The organism is Niveibacterium terrae (assembly GCF_048213115.1).
In the GTDB taxonomy this organism is placed as follows: domain Bacteria; phylum Pseudomonadota; class Gammaproteobacteria; order Burkholderiales; family Rhodocyclaceae; genus Niveibacterium; species Niveibacterium terrae.
The window spans coordinates 423,926-438,725 of sequence record NZ_CP172404.1; the positions used below are offsets into that span (position 1 = coordinate 423,926).

General features: G+C 65.0%; 14 protein-coding genes and 1 riboswitch. Of the genes, 3 read left to right on the forward strand and 11 right to left on the reverse strand.

Going from position 1 to position 14,800, the window contains the following annotated elements; all coding sequences use genetic code 11:
• Positions 1-16: 16 nt before the first annotated feature.
• The gene (locus ACHFB9_RS01980) at positions 17-1,966 is read left to right on the forward strand and encodes a DUF6600 domain-containing protein (protein WP_417069306.1); all 1,950 of its coding nucleotides are present in this window, start codon (positions 17-19) and stop codon (positions 1,964-1,966) included.
• 36 nt (positions 1,967-2,002) lie between these two features.
• Here ACHFB9_RS01980 and ACHFB9_RS01985 read toward each other — a convergent pair whose 3' ends face one another.
• Genes ACHFB9_RS01985 through ACHFB9_RS01995 form a run of 3 tightly spaced genes read right to left on the reverse strand, consistent with a single transcriptional unit; the run spans position 2,003 to position 4,884 of the window.
• The gene (locus tag ACHFB9_RS01985; RefSeq protein WP_417069307.1) at positions 2,003-2,767 is read right to left on the reverse strand and encodes an alpha/beta fold hydrolase; all 765 of its coding nucleotides are present in this window, start codon (positions 2,765-2,767) and stop codon (positions 2,003-2,005) included.
• 57 nt (positions 2,768-2,824) lie between these two features.
• The gene (locus ACHFB9_RS01990; RefSeq protein WP_417069308.1) at positions 2,825-3,490 is read right to left on the reverse strand and encodes a response regulator; all 666 of its coding nucleotides are present in this window, start codon (positions 3,488-3,490) and stop codon (positions 2,825-2,827) included.
• Positions 3,490-4,884, reverse strand: a complete 1,395-nt coding sequence (locus ACHFB9_RS01995) for an ATP-binding protein (protein ID WP_417069309.1) — start codon at positions 4,882-4,884, stop codon at positions 3,490-3,492. Before ACHFB9_RS01995 ends, ACHFB9_RS01990 begins: the two co-directional genes overlap by 1 nt.
• A gap of 396 nt (positions 4,885-5,280) precedes the next feature.
• Between ACHFB9_RS01995 and ACHFB9_RS02000 the strand changes: the two genes are divergently transcribed.
• Positions 5,281-5,763, forward strand: coding sequence for a hypothetical protein (locus tag ACHFB9_RS02000; protein WP_417069310.1), 483 nt, complete (start codon positions 5,281-5,283; stop codon positions 5,761-5,763).
• Here ACHFB9_RS02000 and ACHFB9_RS02005 read toward each other — a convergent pair.
• Positions 5,757-6,425 carry a flagellar basal body L-ring protein FlgH gene (locus tag ACHFB9_RS02005; RefSeq protein WP_417069311.1) on the reverse strand — a complete coding sequence of 223 codons (669 nt, stop codon included), beginning with the start codon at positions 6,423-6,425 and terminating at the stop codon, positions 5,757-5,759. The genes ACHFB9_RS02000 and ACHFB9_RS02005 overlap by 7 nt on opposite strands.
• 196 nt (positions 6,426-6,621) lie before the next feature.
• Positions 6,622-6,765: riboswitch (FMN riboswitch) on the forward strand.
• Between the two features lie 64 nt (positions 6,766-6,829).
• Between ACHFB9_RS02005 and ribB the strand changes: the two genes are divergently transcribed.
• Positions 6,830-7,453, forward strand: coding sequence for a 3,4-dihydroxy-2-butanone-4-phosphate synthase (gene ribB / locus ACHFB9_RS02010; protein WP_417069312.1), 624 nt, complete (start codon positions 6,830-6,832; stop codon positions 7,451-7,453).
• Between the two features lie 68 nt (positions 7,454-7,521).
• Here ribB and rpoH read toward each other — a convergent pair whose 3' ends face one another.
• Genes rpoH through ACHFB9_RS02045 form a run of 7 tightly spaced genes read right to left on the reverse strand, consistent with a single transcriptional unit; the run spans position 7,522 to position 14,515 of the window.
• On the reverse strand, positions 7,522-8,379 hold the full coding sequence (gene rpoH, locus ACHFB9_RS02015) for an RNA polymerase sigma factor RpoH (protein WP_417069313.1): 858 nt from the start codon (positions 8,377-8,379) through the stop codon (positions 7,522-7,524).
• Positions 8,380-8,436: 57 nt separating this feature from the next.
• Positions 8,437-9,030, reverse strand: a complete 594-nt coding sequence (locus ACHFB9_RS02020; protein ID WP_417069314.1) for a hypothetical protein — start codon at positions 9,028-9,030, stop codon at positions 8,437-8,439.
• Entirely contained in the window at positions 9,027-10,010 is a 984-nt protein-coding gene (locus tag ACHFB9_RS02025) for an oligopeptide/dipeptide ABC transporter ATP-binding protein (RefSeq protein WP_417069315.1), read from the reverse strand. The genes ACHFB9_RS02020 and ACHFB9_RS02025 overlap by 4 nt, the downstream gene beginning before the upstream one ends.
• Complete coding sequence (locus ACHFB9_RS02030; protein WP_417069316.1) at positions 10,007-11,008, reverse strand: oligopeptide/dipeptide ABC transporter ATP-binding protein; 1,002 nt, start codon at positions 11,006-11,008, stop codon at positions 10,007-10,009. Before ACHFB9_RS02030 ends, ACHFB9_RS02025 begins: the two co-directional genes overlap by 4 nt.
• 1 nt (position 11,009) lies before the next feature.
• Entirely contained in the window at positions 11,010-11,945 is a 936-nt protein-coding gene (gene oppC / locus ACHFB9_RS02035) for an oligopeptide ABC transporter permease OppC (protein ID WP_417069317.1), read from the reverse strand.
• Between the two features lie 9 nt (positions 11,946-11,954).
• Positions 11,955-12,881: an oligopeptide ABC transporter permease OppB gene (gene oppB / locus ACHFB9_RS02040; RefSeq protein WP_417069318.1), complete on the reverse strand. Its 927-nt coding sequence runs from the start codon at positions 12,879-12,881 to the stop codon at positions 11,955-11,957.
• An 8-nt stretch (positions 12,882-12,889) separates the two neighbouring features.
• A complete protein-coding gene (locus ACHFB9_RS02045) occupies positions 12,890-14,515 on the reverse strand; it encodes a peptide ABC transporter substrate-binding protein (protein ID WP_417069319.1) in 1,626 nt (541 codons plus the stop codon).
• Positions 14,516-14,800: the final 285 nt, after the last annotated feature.

Genomic DNA, 14,800 nt, shown 5'->3' on the forward strand with positions numbered 1-14,800 from the left:
TGACGAGGAGCGCGCAATGAAGCGCATTCGAGAGTTTTTCCTCCGTACCGCTCTTGTTTTCGCGCTGGCGGTCGGTTTTGTCGGCGCGGTTGAAGCGGCCGATCCTCCGGGCCGGATAGGCCGGATTGCACTGATCTCGGGTTCCGTCGAAACCTGGTCGCCCGGTGACAAGAACTGGGCCGCGGCGAGCCTGAACAATCCGCTCACGTCAGGCTGGGCGATCTGGGCCGACCGCGATGGCCGGGCCGAGATCCGGATCGGCAGTTCCGCCGTCCATCTGGCCGGGGATTCCCAGGCGAACTTTACGCGGATCGACGATCAGGCTGTCCTCGTCGAGGCCGCGCGCGGGTCGTTCCGAGCCAGGGTGCGCAGCCTCGGCGAGAACGACCGTTTCCTGCTCGGTGCTGACGGGATTCAGTTCGAGGTGCGCCAGCCCGGCGACTTTCGGCTCGACTTCGACCCCAATCGCCGCCGCGCGACTCTGCGGGTCTTTTCCGGGCAGATCCGCATCCTCGGCTTCGGCGAGCAGATGGATCTGGTCGGTGGCCAGCAGGCCGAGATCGATACCGCGTCGCAGCGCTTCGTTAGCCTGGGCGCCGCGACGCGCAATGCTTTCGACTCCTGGGTCGATGGTCGCAACCGCGAACAGGACAGCCAGGCGTCCGCACGTTACGTCTCGCCCGAGATGACCGGCGTCGAGGCGCTCGACGATCACGGACGCTGGGAGAGCAGTGCTGACTACGGGCCGATCTGGTATCCGCGCGTCGCGGTCGGCTGGGCGCCCTATCGCTTCGGTCACTGGGCCTGGATAGGGCCGTGGGGCTGGACCTGGATCGACGATGCCCCCTGGGGCTTCGCACCTTTCCACTACGGCCGATGGGTGGACTTTCACGGCCGCTGGGGCTGGGTTCCGGGTCGCTACGAGCGCCGCCCGGTCTATGCGCCGGCCCTGGTCGGTTTCTACGGCGGCGGCCCGCACGTCGGCGTCAATGTCAGCATTGGTGTTGGCAATGTTGGCTGGTTCCCGCTGGGGCCCGCCGAGGTCTACCGCCCGGCCTATGGAGCCAGCATCAACTATGTGCGGCAGGTGAACGTCTCCCACGTCACGAACGTGACCAACATTACCAATGTCTACAACGTTCGTCCGGGGCAGCCCGGACCGATGGACTCCTATCGCTATGCGCGCCGACCCGACGCGGCGACCTTCGTGCCGGGCGCCGTGTTCTCCGGGGCGCGTCCTGTCGGCCCGGCCTTCCGGCCGGTCGATCGCGGCCAGATCGGCAACATTCCGGTCGCCCAGCGTCCGGTCCTGCCGGAACGTCCGGTCGGCCCGTCGCCTTGGGGCGCTCAGCCGGCGAGGCCTTCGCCGCGGCAGAACGTCCCGATGCCGTCTCAGCCTTCCCGGCCCGAGCCTGCGCGCGGCGCCGATGGCGCTCAGCGTCCATGGGGGCGGTCCTCCGACGAAGCGGGGCACCGGGCTCCGGACAAAACGATCCCGGCGGCGCCGACGATGAGGCCGCTGAACGACGGTCGCCAGCCCGTCCATGAACCCAATCCCGCGGTGCAGGGGCGGGACGATTTTCGTCGCGACGATCCGCGCGCTGCCGGCCGGCGTTCCGATTCCGGTCTCGACAACCGGCCGGGCTCACGCCCGCTCCCCGCAGCGCCGACGCAGACGGTTCCGACCCAGACCGTGCCTGCCCGCGAGGTGCGCATCCGGGAGTCGATTCCGCCTACGGCGCCGCGCGCTCAGGACGCTTCCCGCGCCGCTCAGCCGAGACCGTCCCAGACCATCGAGACTCCGCGCGCGCCGGAACGCGCCCAAGCCCCGCACGAAGTCAGGAATCCGAACGAAGGTCGGCAGGTCCGTCCGATCGAACGCGAAAACCAGAGGATGGAAAGGGAGGAGCGCCGCGATCAGCGGATCGAGCGCGATAACCGAAGCAACAACCGGATGATGCAGTGACGGAACAGCGGATCGCCCGAAAGGGCGATCTGCTTTCTAATTGCCGATGAAGTTTTTGACGTCGGCGCAGAAGCGCTCGCGGCATTCGTCGTGCAGCGTGTGGCCAGCGCCTTCATAGATCAGCAGGCTCGTGTTCGGGTTGCGCTCCTTCATCGCGAGGATGTTGGCGGTGTTGCTGGCCCAGCTCTTGGTGCCGTGCAGCAGCAGGATGGGACAGGTGATCGCGTCCCATTGCGGCCAGTGGTCTCCGTTCATCTGCCGCTGCGAGACGACCATGCCGTCGTAGTCGAAGAGGTAGCGCCATTTGAGTCCGTCGTAGCGCAGGCTCTCGGTGAAGTAGGGCTCGAAGTCCATCCCGATCGCCGCGAGCGCCTGCTCCACGTCGAGAACCGTGGCGAACTCGCGGGGCAGCTTGAGGACCCATTCGTTCGAGCAATCGACCTCGGTGCCAATGTCCTCGATGATCAGCCTGCTGACATTTCCGTATCGGGCCGCGAAGGTATAGGCGTTGATTCCGCCCAGCGAGTGCCCGAGCAGAGCGGGATCGCTGATCTGTTCGTGAGCGATCAGCGCCGCGAGGTCATCGACATAGTCGTCGGTTCGGTAAGTCGGGAAATGCTCGCTCAGACCATGGCCGCGCTGATCGAGAAGCAGCAGCCGGCCGTCGTGGACGTGCTGCATGAACGAGAACATCGCGGCGCAGCCGAAATGACCGTGCAGGCAGATCAGGGTCGGGCCGGCGCGCTCGTTGTCGAGATAGGACAGCGTCTGGCCGCCGACTTGCAGAGTCTTTCTTTGCATCGGATTTCGTCCGGGGCGTTGCGGGAGCCTGAAAGTATAAATCCTCCCCTGCGCGCTTTACTCGAAGCGGTAGCCGACTCCGTACATCGCCTTGATCGGCTGGTAGTCCGGGGCGGCGGCTTCGATCTTGCGGCGCAGCTTGCGGATGTGGCTGTCCACGGTGCGCTCGGTGACGACGCGGTCGTCGCGGTACATGCCTTCGATCAGCTGGGCGCGCGTGAAGAGGCGGCCGGGGCGGGAAGCGAGCTGGCGCAAGAGCTGGAATTCGATCAGCGTCAGCCCGAGATCCTGCTTGCCCCACAGCGCGCGATAGGTGTCCTCGTCGAGCGTCAGGTGGGTCGGCTCGGGCGCGGGAGACGGTGCGGCGCGGCGCAACACGGTGCGGATGCGGGCGACGACCTCGCGGGGGCTGAACGGCTTGCAGATGTAGTCGTCGGCGCCCAGCTCCAGCCCCAGCAGGCGATCGAACTCATCGGTGCGCCCGCTCATGATGATGATGGGCAAGGACGAGCGGCTGCGGATCTCTCTGCAGATGTCCATGCCGGTTCGTCCCGGCAGGGTCAGGTCGAGCAGCATCAGTTCGGTCGGGTTGTTTGCGAGCCAGGAACTGACTTCGTCACCGCGCTTGAGCCAGACTGGCGTGAAGCCATCGGCAACCAGGTAGTCCTTGAGCAGTCGGGCGATCATCGGATCGTCTTCGACGACGAGTATCGGGTGGTTCATCAACAGGGTCTCCCTTCGCTGACGGGGAAATGGATTTGCCAGAGCAGGCCTCCCAGGTTGCTGTGCCTGGCCGAAAGCTTCGCTCCGTGGGCTTCGGCGATCGAGCGGGCGATGGCGAGGCCCAGGCCGTTGCCGTCCTTTCGGCGCAGCGAGGCGTCCGCGCTGCGGTAGCGTCGCTCGGTCAGCCGGTCGAGCTCGGCGTCGGTGACCCCGGGCGCGGAATCCTCCCAGGCGAGCTTCCAGTTTGTGGCTTCGCGTTCGATCCGGATCCGGATCTGCCCGGGGCTGTCCGTATAGCTCAGGCTGTTGTGCAGAAGGTTGCCGAAGAGCTGGACGAGGCGGGTCGAGTCACCCTGGATCCAAACGCCTTCCGGGAGCGAGAGTTCGCAGGCAAGGCCTGCCTCCTCTATCGCCAGACGGTGGCTTGCGATCAGTCGCGTGAGCAGAGGATCGAGCGCAACCGGAACGCTCTGGCAGGCGAAGGCCGCGGGGGCAGCCAGCGCGAGCAGGTGAAGGTCCTCGACCGACGCGGTGAGGCGTTTCAGATCTTCGCCCAGCGAGCGCAGATTGTCGGGGCTGGCCGGATGGATGCCGTCTTCGATCGCTTCGATCTTGCCGCGCAGCACGGTCAGCGGGGCACGCAGCTCGTGTGAGATGTCGGCGATCCGCTCCTGTCTTGTCTTGCGGCTAGCATCCAGCGTCTCGGCCAGAACGTTGAACTGCCTGGCGAGCTGGCCGAATTCATCGCCGCTGTGCACTGGGATGCGGACCCCGGATTTGCCACTGGCCAGCGAGTTGGTGCCGTGGGCGAGCTCTCCGATCGGTCTGCCAATCCAGCGGGCGATTCCGGCCGCGCCCAGGCCGGAGGCGATCAGCAGGGCCAGCGCGACCGTGGCAAGAGTTCTTTGCTGCTGTTCGGAGAATGCCTGCTCGGCGGCCGCAATCGCAAAGCCGGGCGCGGGTATCACACCCAGATAACCGACCGTCCTGCCTTTCGCGACGATTGCGATCCGCGCCAGATTCGCGGGGAAATGCCGGGGGCCGAGCAGGAGCCGGCCTTGCGCGTCCAGAATCAACAGCCGGGGAGGGGGGGCGTCCCGATGCGGGGGGGGAGGGGGATTTCCGGCCATTCCAAAGTCCGGCGCAAGTCTGGCTGCGATCCAGTTCTGGGTTTTGCGATCGGCCAGCAGCGCCGGCCACGAAGGCGTACGCGCATAGGCTTCGCCGAGCGTCGTGGCGATCGGCTGGAATTGTTGCAAATCCTTTTGCTCAAGATAATGCGCGAAGTTGCGCTGAAAACTCCATAGCCCAATTGCATAAAGCAGGGTGAATATTATGACGTTGAGCGTCGCGAGGAGGAAGATCAGTTTGGCGCAGATGCGCGAGAGTTTCATCGGAAAACCTGGGTGTATATCGGACTGTCAAAAAATCATGAATTGTAAGATATGGTAGCGCTTTGCAAGGAAAATGGCTCCCGAGAGAGGGCAGCACCCATTCCCGGGGCAGGGAAACCCGCGAAGAATATGGATGTGGCATCGCCGGGTGAGTAGAGCCGGTTCAGTTTCAGATCATCCTAGCATGGAGATTTCGTGCAAGGATTGCGAAATTCCGGGCAGGCATGTGGCGTCAAAAATATTACCAATGGAGTCACATGCGGTGTGATTCCGCCGATTGAGCGAGAATGTCCGTACCTTTGGATTTATGCGACTGCTGTTCTCTTTTCCGTGTGGGTGAATGACGTGAAAACTCCGATTGCCGTGTGCCTGTGCCTTGTCTTGCTCGAAGGGTGCGTGATTGTTCCCATTCCGGTCCGCGAACTGGTCGAAGGCGCCCGACTCGGTGCCGCGGAGATCGCGTCGGCGACCGACAAGGAAAGGGAGGTCGGGGTGAAAAAAGTCGATGTCCGCAGCGTCTGCATCGAGCTCAATCCGCAGGTCGGCGATGAGGAGGTGCTTCCCGCCCTGCGTGCAAGGATGGAGAGATACGGGGTCACCAGCCGGGTCTTCGACGCGGGAACCGAACCCTCAGACTGCAACGCGGTCCTGAGCTATACGGCGAGCCGAACCTGGGAGAAGGTCTGGTCGGCGGGGGACGAAACCCGGCCGTATCTCGATTCCGCCTTCCTGTCGCTGAGGCGAGGCGGCAAGATCCTGGCGACCGGAGCCTATCCGGGCGGCGGGAAGGAGCCGGGGCGGAAAGCCGCGACCGGCGTCAAGATTTCCTATGCCGTCGATCAGCTGCTGAGCGGAAACCCGAGCGGGACAGCTCAATAGACGTTGATGACGCTGAGGAAGAGCTTCTGCATCATGTTCATCGTCGTCGCGTCGGTCACGATACCCTGACCGATCTGCTCGAGGCGGGCGTCGGCTACTTTCTTCGACGAGATCACGTTCCCGGGGCGGACATCCCGGCGATTGATGATGCCGGTGAAGCGCAGCGCGATCGTCTCGCCGCCGTAAAGGGTTCGCTTGTCTCCGCCGACCATCAGATTGCCGTTCGGCAACACGTCGATGATCGTGACTGTCAGCGTGCCGCTGATCGAACTGTTCTTCGAAACCTGGCCGTTGCCTTCGAAACTGCTGCTGCCTGACGCGTCGGCATTGAGGTTGAGCAGGGTCCTGAGCAGACCGCCGACCCCGGTCACACCGGGGCCTTTCGCCGCGACGCTGCTCTTGTTGTCGACCTTGGTGACGGTCTTGTCGCTATAGAGCAGGCTTTCCGCGATCTCTATCGTCAGCAGGTCGCCGATCTGATGGGCGGTCGTGTCTTCGAACAGCATCATCGCCGATCCCGAGTGGAACAGCGAGCCGTTCGGCTCGGGCGCGGTGCGGGCGATCGAGGGGCGCGCCGTGGTCGGATTCGTGACCGGAGTCTGGGTGGCGCAGCCGGCCAGCGCGATGGCGAGTCCCAGGGGGATGATCAGAGGTGCGTTCACAGGCGGCTCCGGCAGAGTTGAAAACGACGTGCGAATCTCTCCGCAATTCCGGATAAGCTTGGCTGCGCTTTGCGCAGGAAATGTGCAGGAATATTGAAAGTGAGCGGTCGGCGAAGACGGGGAATACGCCTCGATGGCCGCCAGCGGGATAGAGGTGGCCGTAGCGCGTAGAATCACGTCACCGGCAGCTATGCCGGCACGTCTTCAGGGCGGGGTGAAAGTCCCCACCGGCGGTAGGCGCTTTGATAGCGCGAGCCCGCGAGCGCCGTCATCTGACGGGTCAGCAGAGTCGGTCCAATGCCGACGCCGACGGTCACAGTCCGGATGAAAGAAGGCGAGGGCAGGGCTGGGCACAGCCGCGTCCACGCTTCCCTGAAACCTTCCGTCAACTTGAGGAGTGTTTCATGTTCCCAGCAAGATCTTCTTCCCTTCAACAGGCGATCGCCGAGATCGCCGCCGGCCGTCCGGTGATCCTCGTCGATGATATCGACCGCGAGAACGAGGCCGATCTCGTGATGGCGGCCGAGCATGTGACGCCGCAGTGGATGGCCCGCTTCATTCGCGATTGCAGTGGCATCGTCTGTTTGTGCCTGGATCGAGAGGCCGCCGACCGGCTTGAACTGCCGATGATGACCGCGCACAACACCAATGCGCACGGTACGCCCTTCACGGTTTCGATCGAAGCGCGCGCCGGGGTGACGACCGGAGTTTCGGCCCTGGATCGCGCGACGACGGTGCTGGCCGCGATTCGCGATGGTGCTCAGGCTTCTGATCTGGCGCGGCCCGGCCACATCTTCCCGCTGCGCGCACACGATCGCCGTGTGCTCGGCCGGCGCGGTCACACCGAAGGCTCGGTGAGCCTGGCGGAGCTCGCCGGCCTGAAGCCTGCGGCGATCCTCTGCGAGTTGATGAACGAGGACGGCACGATGATGCGCGGCGCGACGCTCGCCGACTACGCGGCCCGCCACGACCTGGTGATCGTATCGGTCGCCGAGATCGCCGAATATCTGCAACAAAAAGCGGCCTGATAAAGAAAAGGCTCCCGATCGGGAGCCTTTTCATTTGTTCTGGCGGTGGGGCGGATTCGCCCGGACTGTCAGAGGTAGGCGGCGAGCGTGCCCTTCATCTTCTGCAGTGCCTTTGCTTCGATCTGGCGGATGCGCTCGGCGGAGACGCCGTATTCGGCGGCGAGTTCGTGCAGTGTCGCCGCTTCGTCGTCGGCGAGCCAGCGGCGGCGGACGATGGTCCGGCTGCGTTCGTCCAGCGCTTCGAGCGCGGTCTCCAGGCCTTCGCTCTGCAGCCGGTCGCGTTTGCGCGCTTCGAGCCTTTCGGTCGGTTCGTTGCGCGAATCGGCCAGATAGGCGATCGGCGCGACGCGGCCCTCTTCGTTCTCTTCCGGGCCCAGCTCCAGAGCGATGTCGCCGCCCGAGAAGCGGGTTTCCATCTCGCGCACTTCCTCGGGTTTGACGCCCAGAGTTTCGGCAACTTTGCTGACTTCGCCCGGCGTCAGCGTCGAGCTGTCCGCTCTCATGCTGCGCAGGTTGAAGAAAAGCTTGCGCTGTGCCTTGGTCGTCGCGATCTTGACCTGGCGCCAGTTCTTCAGGATGTATTCGTGGATCTCGGCTTTGATCCAGTGGATCGCGAACGAGACCAGGCGGACTCCGCGATCCGGGTCGAAGCGCTTGACCGCCTTCATCAGGCCAATATTGCCTTCCTGGATCAGGTCGCCCTGAGGAAGGCCGTAGCCGACGTAGTTGCGGGCGACCGAGATCACGAGGCGCAGATGGGACATGACCATCTGGCGGGCAGCGTCCAGATCCTGTTCGTCGCGGAGCCGGCGGGCGAGGGCCATCTCCTGCTCTTCGGTGAGCAGCGGGAAGCGGTTCGCGGTCTGGATGTACTGATCCAGGCTGCCGAGGGCGGACGGGACGGGAAAGGCGAGGGACGTTGTCATCGGTTCAGGCTCCAGTAGAGCAGTTGCCGTGATATTAGCACTCGCTGTCAGCGAGTGCTAAACGGCGCTTGGGCTTTGGGTTTCGATTTGTATCGGGGCTGTGGCTTCCTGCACGCGGACCACGACCAGCGTTGTCGATTCGGGCAGGCGCAGGACCCAGCGCAGCGTCGGCGCGGCCCAGGGGGTGTTCTCGGGCAACAGGAAGCGCCTCAAGGCTTCGCGCGACAGTGCCGCCGCGAAGACACGCGGCCCGCCGAGCACCGAAGTGGCGTCGCTGAGCAGCCCCGCCGCCTGCAGCGCGTCGAGGTCGAGCCGGGCGATCGCGCTGTCCAGAACCTGATAGTCCGCGCCGTCACGGGCCAGCGCGACGAGATGGATCTGCGGGTTCGCGAGCGAGTGGATGTCGTGACGGGCGCCGGAGCGCCGGCGATCGAGTGCGCGTTTCATCGCGAGCGCCCGGGCGAGCGCCGTCGCCTGCTCGCTGCCGGAGGCGTAGCGCGCGATCAGGCTCTTCAGTTCTTCGTCGCTGCGCGTCAGGGACTGCCAGGCGGCGAGACAGAGGCGGCCTTCGGCATTGCGCCGAGCCTGCCGCCACAGCGCCGTCAACGCGGCGGCGAGGGCGAGGATCAGCGCGACGAGCGCAGCGATCACTCCGCGATCCTGAAGCAGGCGGCGCGGTGCTCGCCGGCCAGCGCGGTGAGCGTGGGCGCCGAGGCGGCGCAGGACGCATCGGCCTTCGGGCAGCGGGTCCGGAAGGCGCAGCCCGAAGGCGGCGAGATCGGGCTGGGCAGATCGCCTTCGAGAATCTGCAGCGTCTTGTTCCTCTCCTTTCCGGGGTCGGGAATCGGTACGGCCGACAGCAACGCCTGGGTGTAGGGGTGGGCGGGATGGGCGAACAGCGTTTGCGCGTCCGCTTCTTCGACCGTTCGGCCCAGATACATGACCATGACCCGCCGGGCGATGTGCTTGACGACCGCGAGGTCGTGCGCGATGAAGAGCAGAGCGAGGCCGTCTTCCTGTTGCAGATCCATCAGCAGGTTGATGACCTGGGCCTGGATCGACACGTCCAGCGCCGAGACCGGTTCGTCGCAGAGGATCAGCTTCGGTTTGACGATCAAGGCCCGAGCGATGCCGACGCGCTGGCACTGGCCGCCCGAGAATTCGTGCGGATAGCGGTTGATCACATTGGGCAGCAGGCCGACCCGTTCCATGACCCGCGCGACTTCGGACTTGACCGTTTCTTCCGGCGTCTCCGGGCGAAGCGCGCGCAGCGGTTCGGCGATGATCTGACCGATCGTCAGTCGGGGGCTCAGCGAGGACAGCGGATCCTGGAAGATCATCTGGATGTCGGACCTGAGGCTCCGCCAGTCGCGATTCGCCAGGCCGGCGAGTTCGCGGCCCTCGAACTTGACGCTACCCGAGCTGATCGGATTCAGGCCGATCAGCGCGCGCGCCAGCGAACTCTTGCCGCAGCCCGATTCGCCGACGATGCCCAGAGTCTCGCCGGCGGCCAGCGAAAAACTGACACCGCTGACGGCCTTGAGCGTGCGCGCCGGCGACCAGGGCATAGCGCCTTCCCGGCCGACCTGGAAATGGACTTGCAGGTCGCGGACCTCGAGCAGTGCGCTCATCGCTCACCTCCCGCGGCGGCGATTTCGGCGAGGCTGCGGTGGCAGGCGCGGCGGCGCGACGTGGCGAACTGCTGCCTCGGTGCGGGCGCGAGGCAGGACTGATCGCGCATCACGCAGCGCGGCGCGAACGGGCAGCCGGGCGGCAGCGCGAGCAGGTTGGGCGGATTGCCGGGAATCGTCGGCAGGCGAGCGCCGATGGGGGCTTCGTCCATCCTCGGCACCGCGTGCAGCAGGCCCAGAGTGTAGGGGTGGGAAGGGGACGCGAAAATCTCGCTGACCGGCCCCTGCTCCATGACCTGGCCCGCGTACATGACCAGAACCTCTTCGCAGACTCCGGCGATCACGCCCAGGTCGTGCGTGATCATGATTACCGCGGTCGAGAAGTCGCGCCGTAGATCCTGGAGCAGCCTGAGGATCTGGGCCTGAACGGTCACGTCCAGAGCCGTGGTCGGTTCGTCGGCGATCAGCAGTTTGGGGCGACACAGCAGCGCCATCGCGATGACGACCCTCTGCCTCATGCCGCCCGAGAATTCGTGCGGGTACATGGCCATCCTCTTGCCGGCCTCGGCGATCCTGACCGCGTCGAGCATGCGCACCGACTCGGCGAACGCGCTGGCCCTATCCATACCCTTGTGGAAGCGCAGCACTTCGGTTAGCTGTTCGCCGACCGTCAGATAGGGGTTCAGCGAGCTCATCGGATCCTGATAGATCATCGTGATCTCGGAGCCTCGCCGGCGGTTCAGTTCGGCATCGGACAGAGTCAGCAGGTCGACGCCTTCATAGCGGACTTCGCCGCTCGCCCGACCGTTCTTCGCGAGCAGGCCCATCAGCGCGAACGCGGTCTGGCTCTTGCCCGAGCCGGACTCGCCGACGATGCCCAGCGACTCTCCGGCCGCGAGCGAGAAGGAGAGTTCGTTGACCGCGGCGACTTCCCCTTCGGGAGTCGAAAAGCGGACGTTCAGTTTGTCGACTTCGAGCAGTGGTGTGGCGGAACTCATGTCAGCGATCCTTGGGGTCCAGGGCGTCGCGCAGGCCGTCGCCGATGAAGTTGAAACAGAACAGCGTCGTGACCAGGAAGGCGGCCGGGAAGGCGAGCTCCCACGGCGAAGTCTCGATCGCCTTCGCCCCTTGTTCGAGCAGCGCGCCCCATGAGGTCATCGGTTCCTGAACGCCGAGACCCAGATAGGACAGGAAGCTCTCGGACAGGATCATCGACGGCACCAGCAGCGTCGCATAGACGACGACGAGGCCCAGCACGTTCGGCACGATGTGGCGGAGGATGATCGCGAAGTTCGCTACGCCGCAGACCCGTGCGGCCTCGACGAACTCCTTGCGTTTGAGCGACAGGGTCTGGCCGCGGACGATCCGCGCCAGATCGAGCCAGCTGACCGCGCCGATCGCGATGAAGATCAGCCACAGCTCGCGGCCGAAGAAGGTCATCAGCAGGATCACCAGGAACATGAACGGGAAGCTCGACAGGATCTCCAGCGAACGCATCATCAGGCTGTCGGTCGCGCCCCCCGCATAGCCGGAGATCGCGCCGTAGAGTGTGCCGATCACGACCGCGACCAGCGCGCCGAGCGCGCCGACCATCAGCGAGATCCGGCCGCCCAGCAGCGTGCGCACGAAGAGGTCGCGGCCCAGATTGTCGGTGCCGAACCAGTGCCGTGCCTCAAAGTCGGGCGCGGCCTGCATCGCGGTGAAGTCCGAATCCTCGAAGTTGTACGGCGACAGGCCCTGGCCCAGCAGGCACAGCAGCACGATGACGGCGAGGATTACGAGGCTGGCGAGCGCGGCGCGGTTGCGGATGAAGCGGCGGCGGGCGTCGGCCCACAGGCTGCGGCTCTTGATCTGGCTGTTCAGGCTCTCGTCGAGGCCGGGCAGCGGCGGCAAGGGGCGGGTGAAGTGAAGCCGTCCGGATGCGGTTGGGGTCATCGTAAAACCTTAATGGATGCGGATGCGCGGATCGATGAAGCCGTACAGGATGTCGACGATCGCGTTGAAGAGGATGGTCAGTGTGCCGACCAGCACCGTCAGGCCCAGCACCATCGTGTAGTCGCGGTTCAGCGCGCCGTTGACGAAGAGCTGGCCGATGCCGGGGATGCCGAAGAAGGTCTCGATGACGATCGAGCCGGTGATGACGCCGACGAAGGCCGGACCGAGGTAGGAGAGCACCGGCAGCAGCGCGGGCTTGAGCGCGTGGCGGCGCAGGATGTAGCCGGTCGGCAGACCCTTGGCGCGGGCGGTCCGGATGAAGGGGCTGCCCAGCACTTCGATCATGCTGCCGCGGGTGATCCGCGCGATGACCGCGATGTAGTGCTGACACAGCACTGCGACCGGCAGTACGACGTAGATCGCCCGCCCGCCTTCCCAGCCTCCGGCTGGCAGGATCTTGAGCCAGATCGCGAAGATCAGCGCGAGGATGGGGGCGAGCACGAAGTTCGGGATCACGACCCCGGTCATCGCGATCGTCATGACGCCGTAGTCTATCCAGGTGTTCTGGCGCAGCGCCGCGACGACTCCGGCACTGACGCCGACGAGAAGCGCGATCACGAACGCGAACAGACCCAGCCGGAACGAGACCGGCAGCGAACTCGCGACCAGCTCATTGACCGTGAAGTCCTTGTACTTGAAGGACGGGCCCAGATCGCCGTGCGCGAGATCGCCCAGATAGCCGAGGTACTGCTGCCACAGAGGCTGGTCCAGGTGATATCTGGCCTGGATGTGCGCCAGCACTTCCGGGGGCACGTTCATCTCGGACGAGAAAGGGCCGCCGGGCGCGAGACGGATCATGAAGAAGGTCAGCGTCGCCAGCAGCAGCAGGGTCGGCAGCGCTTCGAGGAAGACGCGCCTGGCGATGAATTTAAGCATGGAGATCCTCAGTGCGCGGCGATGTAGAGTTCTTTGCTCATCGCGTAGCCCATCGGGTCGGGTCCGTAGCCGCGCACCCAGGGCTTGATCAGCATCTTGTTGCTGTAGAAGTAGAAGAACAGCGCCGGCGTGTCGTGGGCGAGGATGGTCTCGGCCTGCTGGTAGAAGCGGATCCGGCTCGCGTCGTCCGGCGCGAGCTTGGCCTGCTGCAGCAGCTTGTCGTAGGCTGGGTTGCTGTACTTGCCGTGGTTCTGGCCGTGACCGGTCGTGAACAGATCCAGCATCGTCGAGGCTTCGTTGTAGTCGGCGACCCACGAGGCGCGGGCGACGACGAAGTCGCCGCGGATGCAGGAGTCGAGGAAGGTCTTCCACTCCTGGTTCACGAGCTCGATCTTGATCGGCCCGAGCTTGCGCCACATCGCGTTCGATGCGAGCGCGATCTTCTTGTGCAGATCCATCGTGTTGTAGAGCAGCTGGAATGTCAGCGGTTTGTTCGGGCCGTAGCCCGCCTGGGCGAGCAGCTTCTTCGCCATCTCCAGCCGCTGCGCCTGGCTCAAGCGTTCGAAGTCGTGGACGATGGGCTGGTAGCCGTTGGTGACCGGAGGCGTCAGGCTGTAGGCGGGTGTCTCGCCGGTGTTCGTGACCAGCCGGGTCATGATGTCGCGGTCGATCGCGAGCGAGAGCGCCTTGCGGACCCGCCAGTCGTCGAAGGGTTTGACCTTCGTATTGAACTCGTAGAAGTAGGTGCCCAGCTGGGGCCACAGTTTGAGCTCGCCCGGGATCTCGGCGCGGATCTTCTTGATCTGGTCGACCGGGACACCGCCGTTCGAAGTCATGTCGACGCCGCCGGCGCGGTAGCGCTGATAGGCGGCCGAAGGCTGAACCAGCATCAGCCAGGAGACCTTGTTGAGGACGGTCTTCGCGTCGTTCCAGTAGTAGGGATTCCTGACCATGACGATCCGCTCGTTGACGACGCGCTCGGTCATCCGGTAGGCGCCGTTGCCGACCAGCTTGCCGGCCTCGACCCATCTGTCGCCCCACTTTTCGACGATCTTCCTGGGTACCGGCAGCATGCTGGTGTGGGTCAGCGTCTTGGGCAGGAAGGCGGTCGGCTGGTCGAGCTGGATCTTCAGCGTGTGGGCATCGATCGCGGTGACGCCGAGCTTCGCCGCCGGCAGCTTGCCTTCGCTGATCGCCGCGGCGTTCAGGATGTGGGCTGCCTTGCCGGGAAACCAGGCATAGGGCGAAGCGGTCTTCGGATCGACTTGACGCCGGAAGGCGAAGACGAAGTCGTCGGCCGTGACCGGCGAGCCGTCGGACCACTTCGCGTTGCGGCGCAGCGTGAAGATCCAGGTCTTGTCCTTGTCCCTGGAGACCCACTTCTCGGCGACTCCGGGCACGACATTGCCTTTGACGTCGGTGCTGGTCAGGCCTTCGAACAGGTCGATCAGCAGCGTGTGTTCGGGCACGCCTTCGGCCTTGTTCGGATCCAGCGTCGCCGGCTCGGTGCCGACGTCGCGGACGATTTCCTGTTTCGGGTGCAGACGGGTGCCGGCGGGCACGGTGGCGGCGCGAGCTGCGGGCAGAGCGAACAGGCTCGCGAGGAGCACCGCTGCGAGAGGGGGGAGCTGCATGGAGATCGGTGATTCCTGTCGAGAGAGTGCGGAGGCGGGCCCCGGTCGGGCGAGTCGCACGACGGGAGGCATGCAATTTCCATGCCCTGGCACAGAAGCGGTGCGGAGGGCGATCGCCTCGGACGAGGGCACGAATATAGTGCAAAAGCGACTTTTCCGGGCGCGCCGCCGCACCACCCCCGGTCCGATCTGCGCAGGCTCAAATCTGGTGCGCTTGCTCCTTGCAGGACGGAAAGAGCTGTCCTTCCTTTAAGGATGCTGCCGCACCAGCTAGCCGCGCGGCCT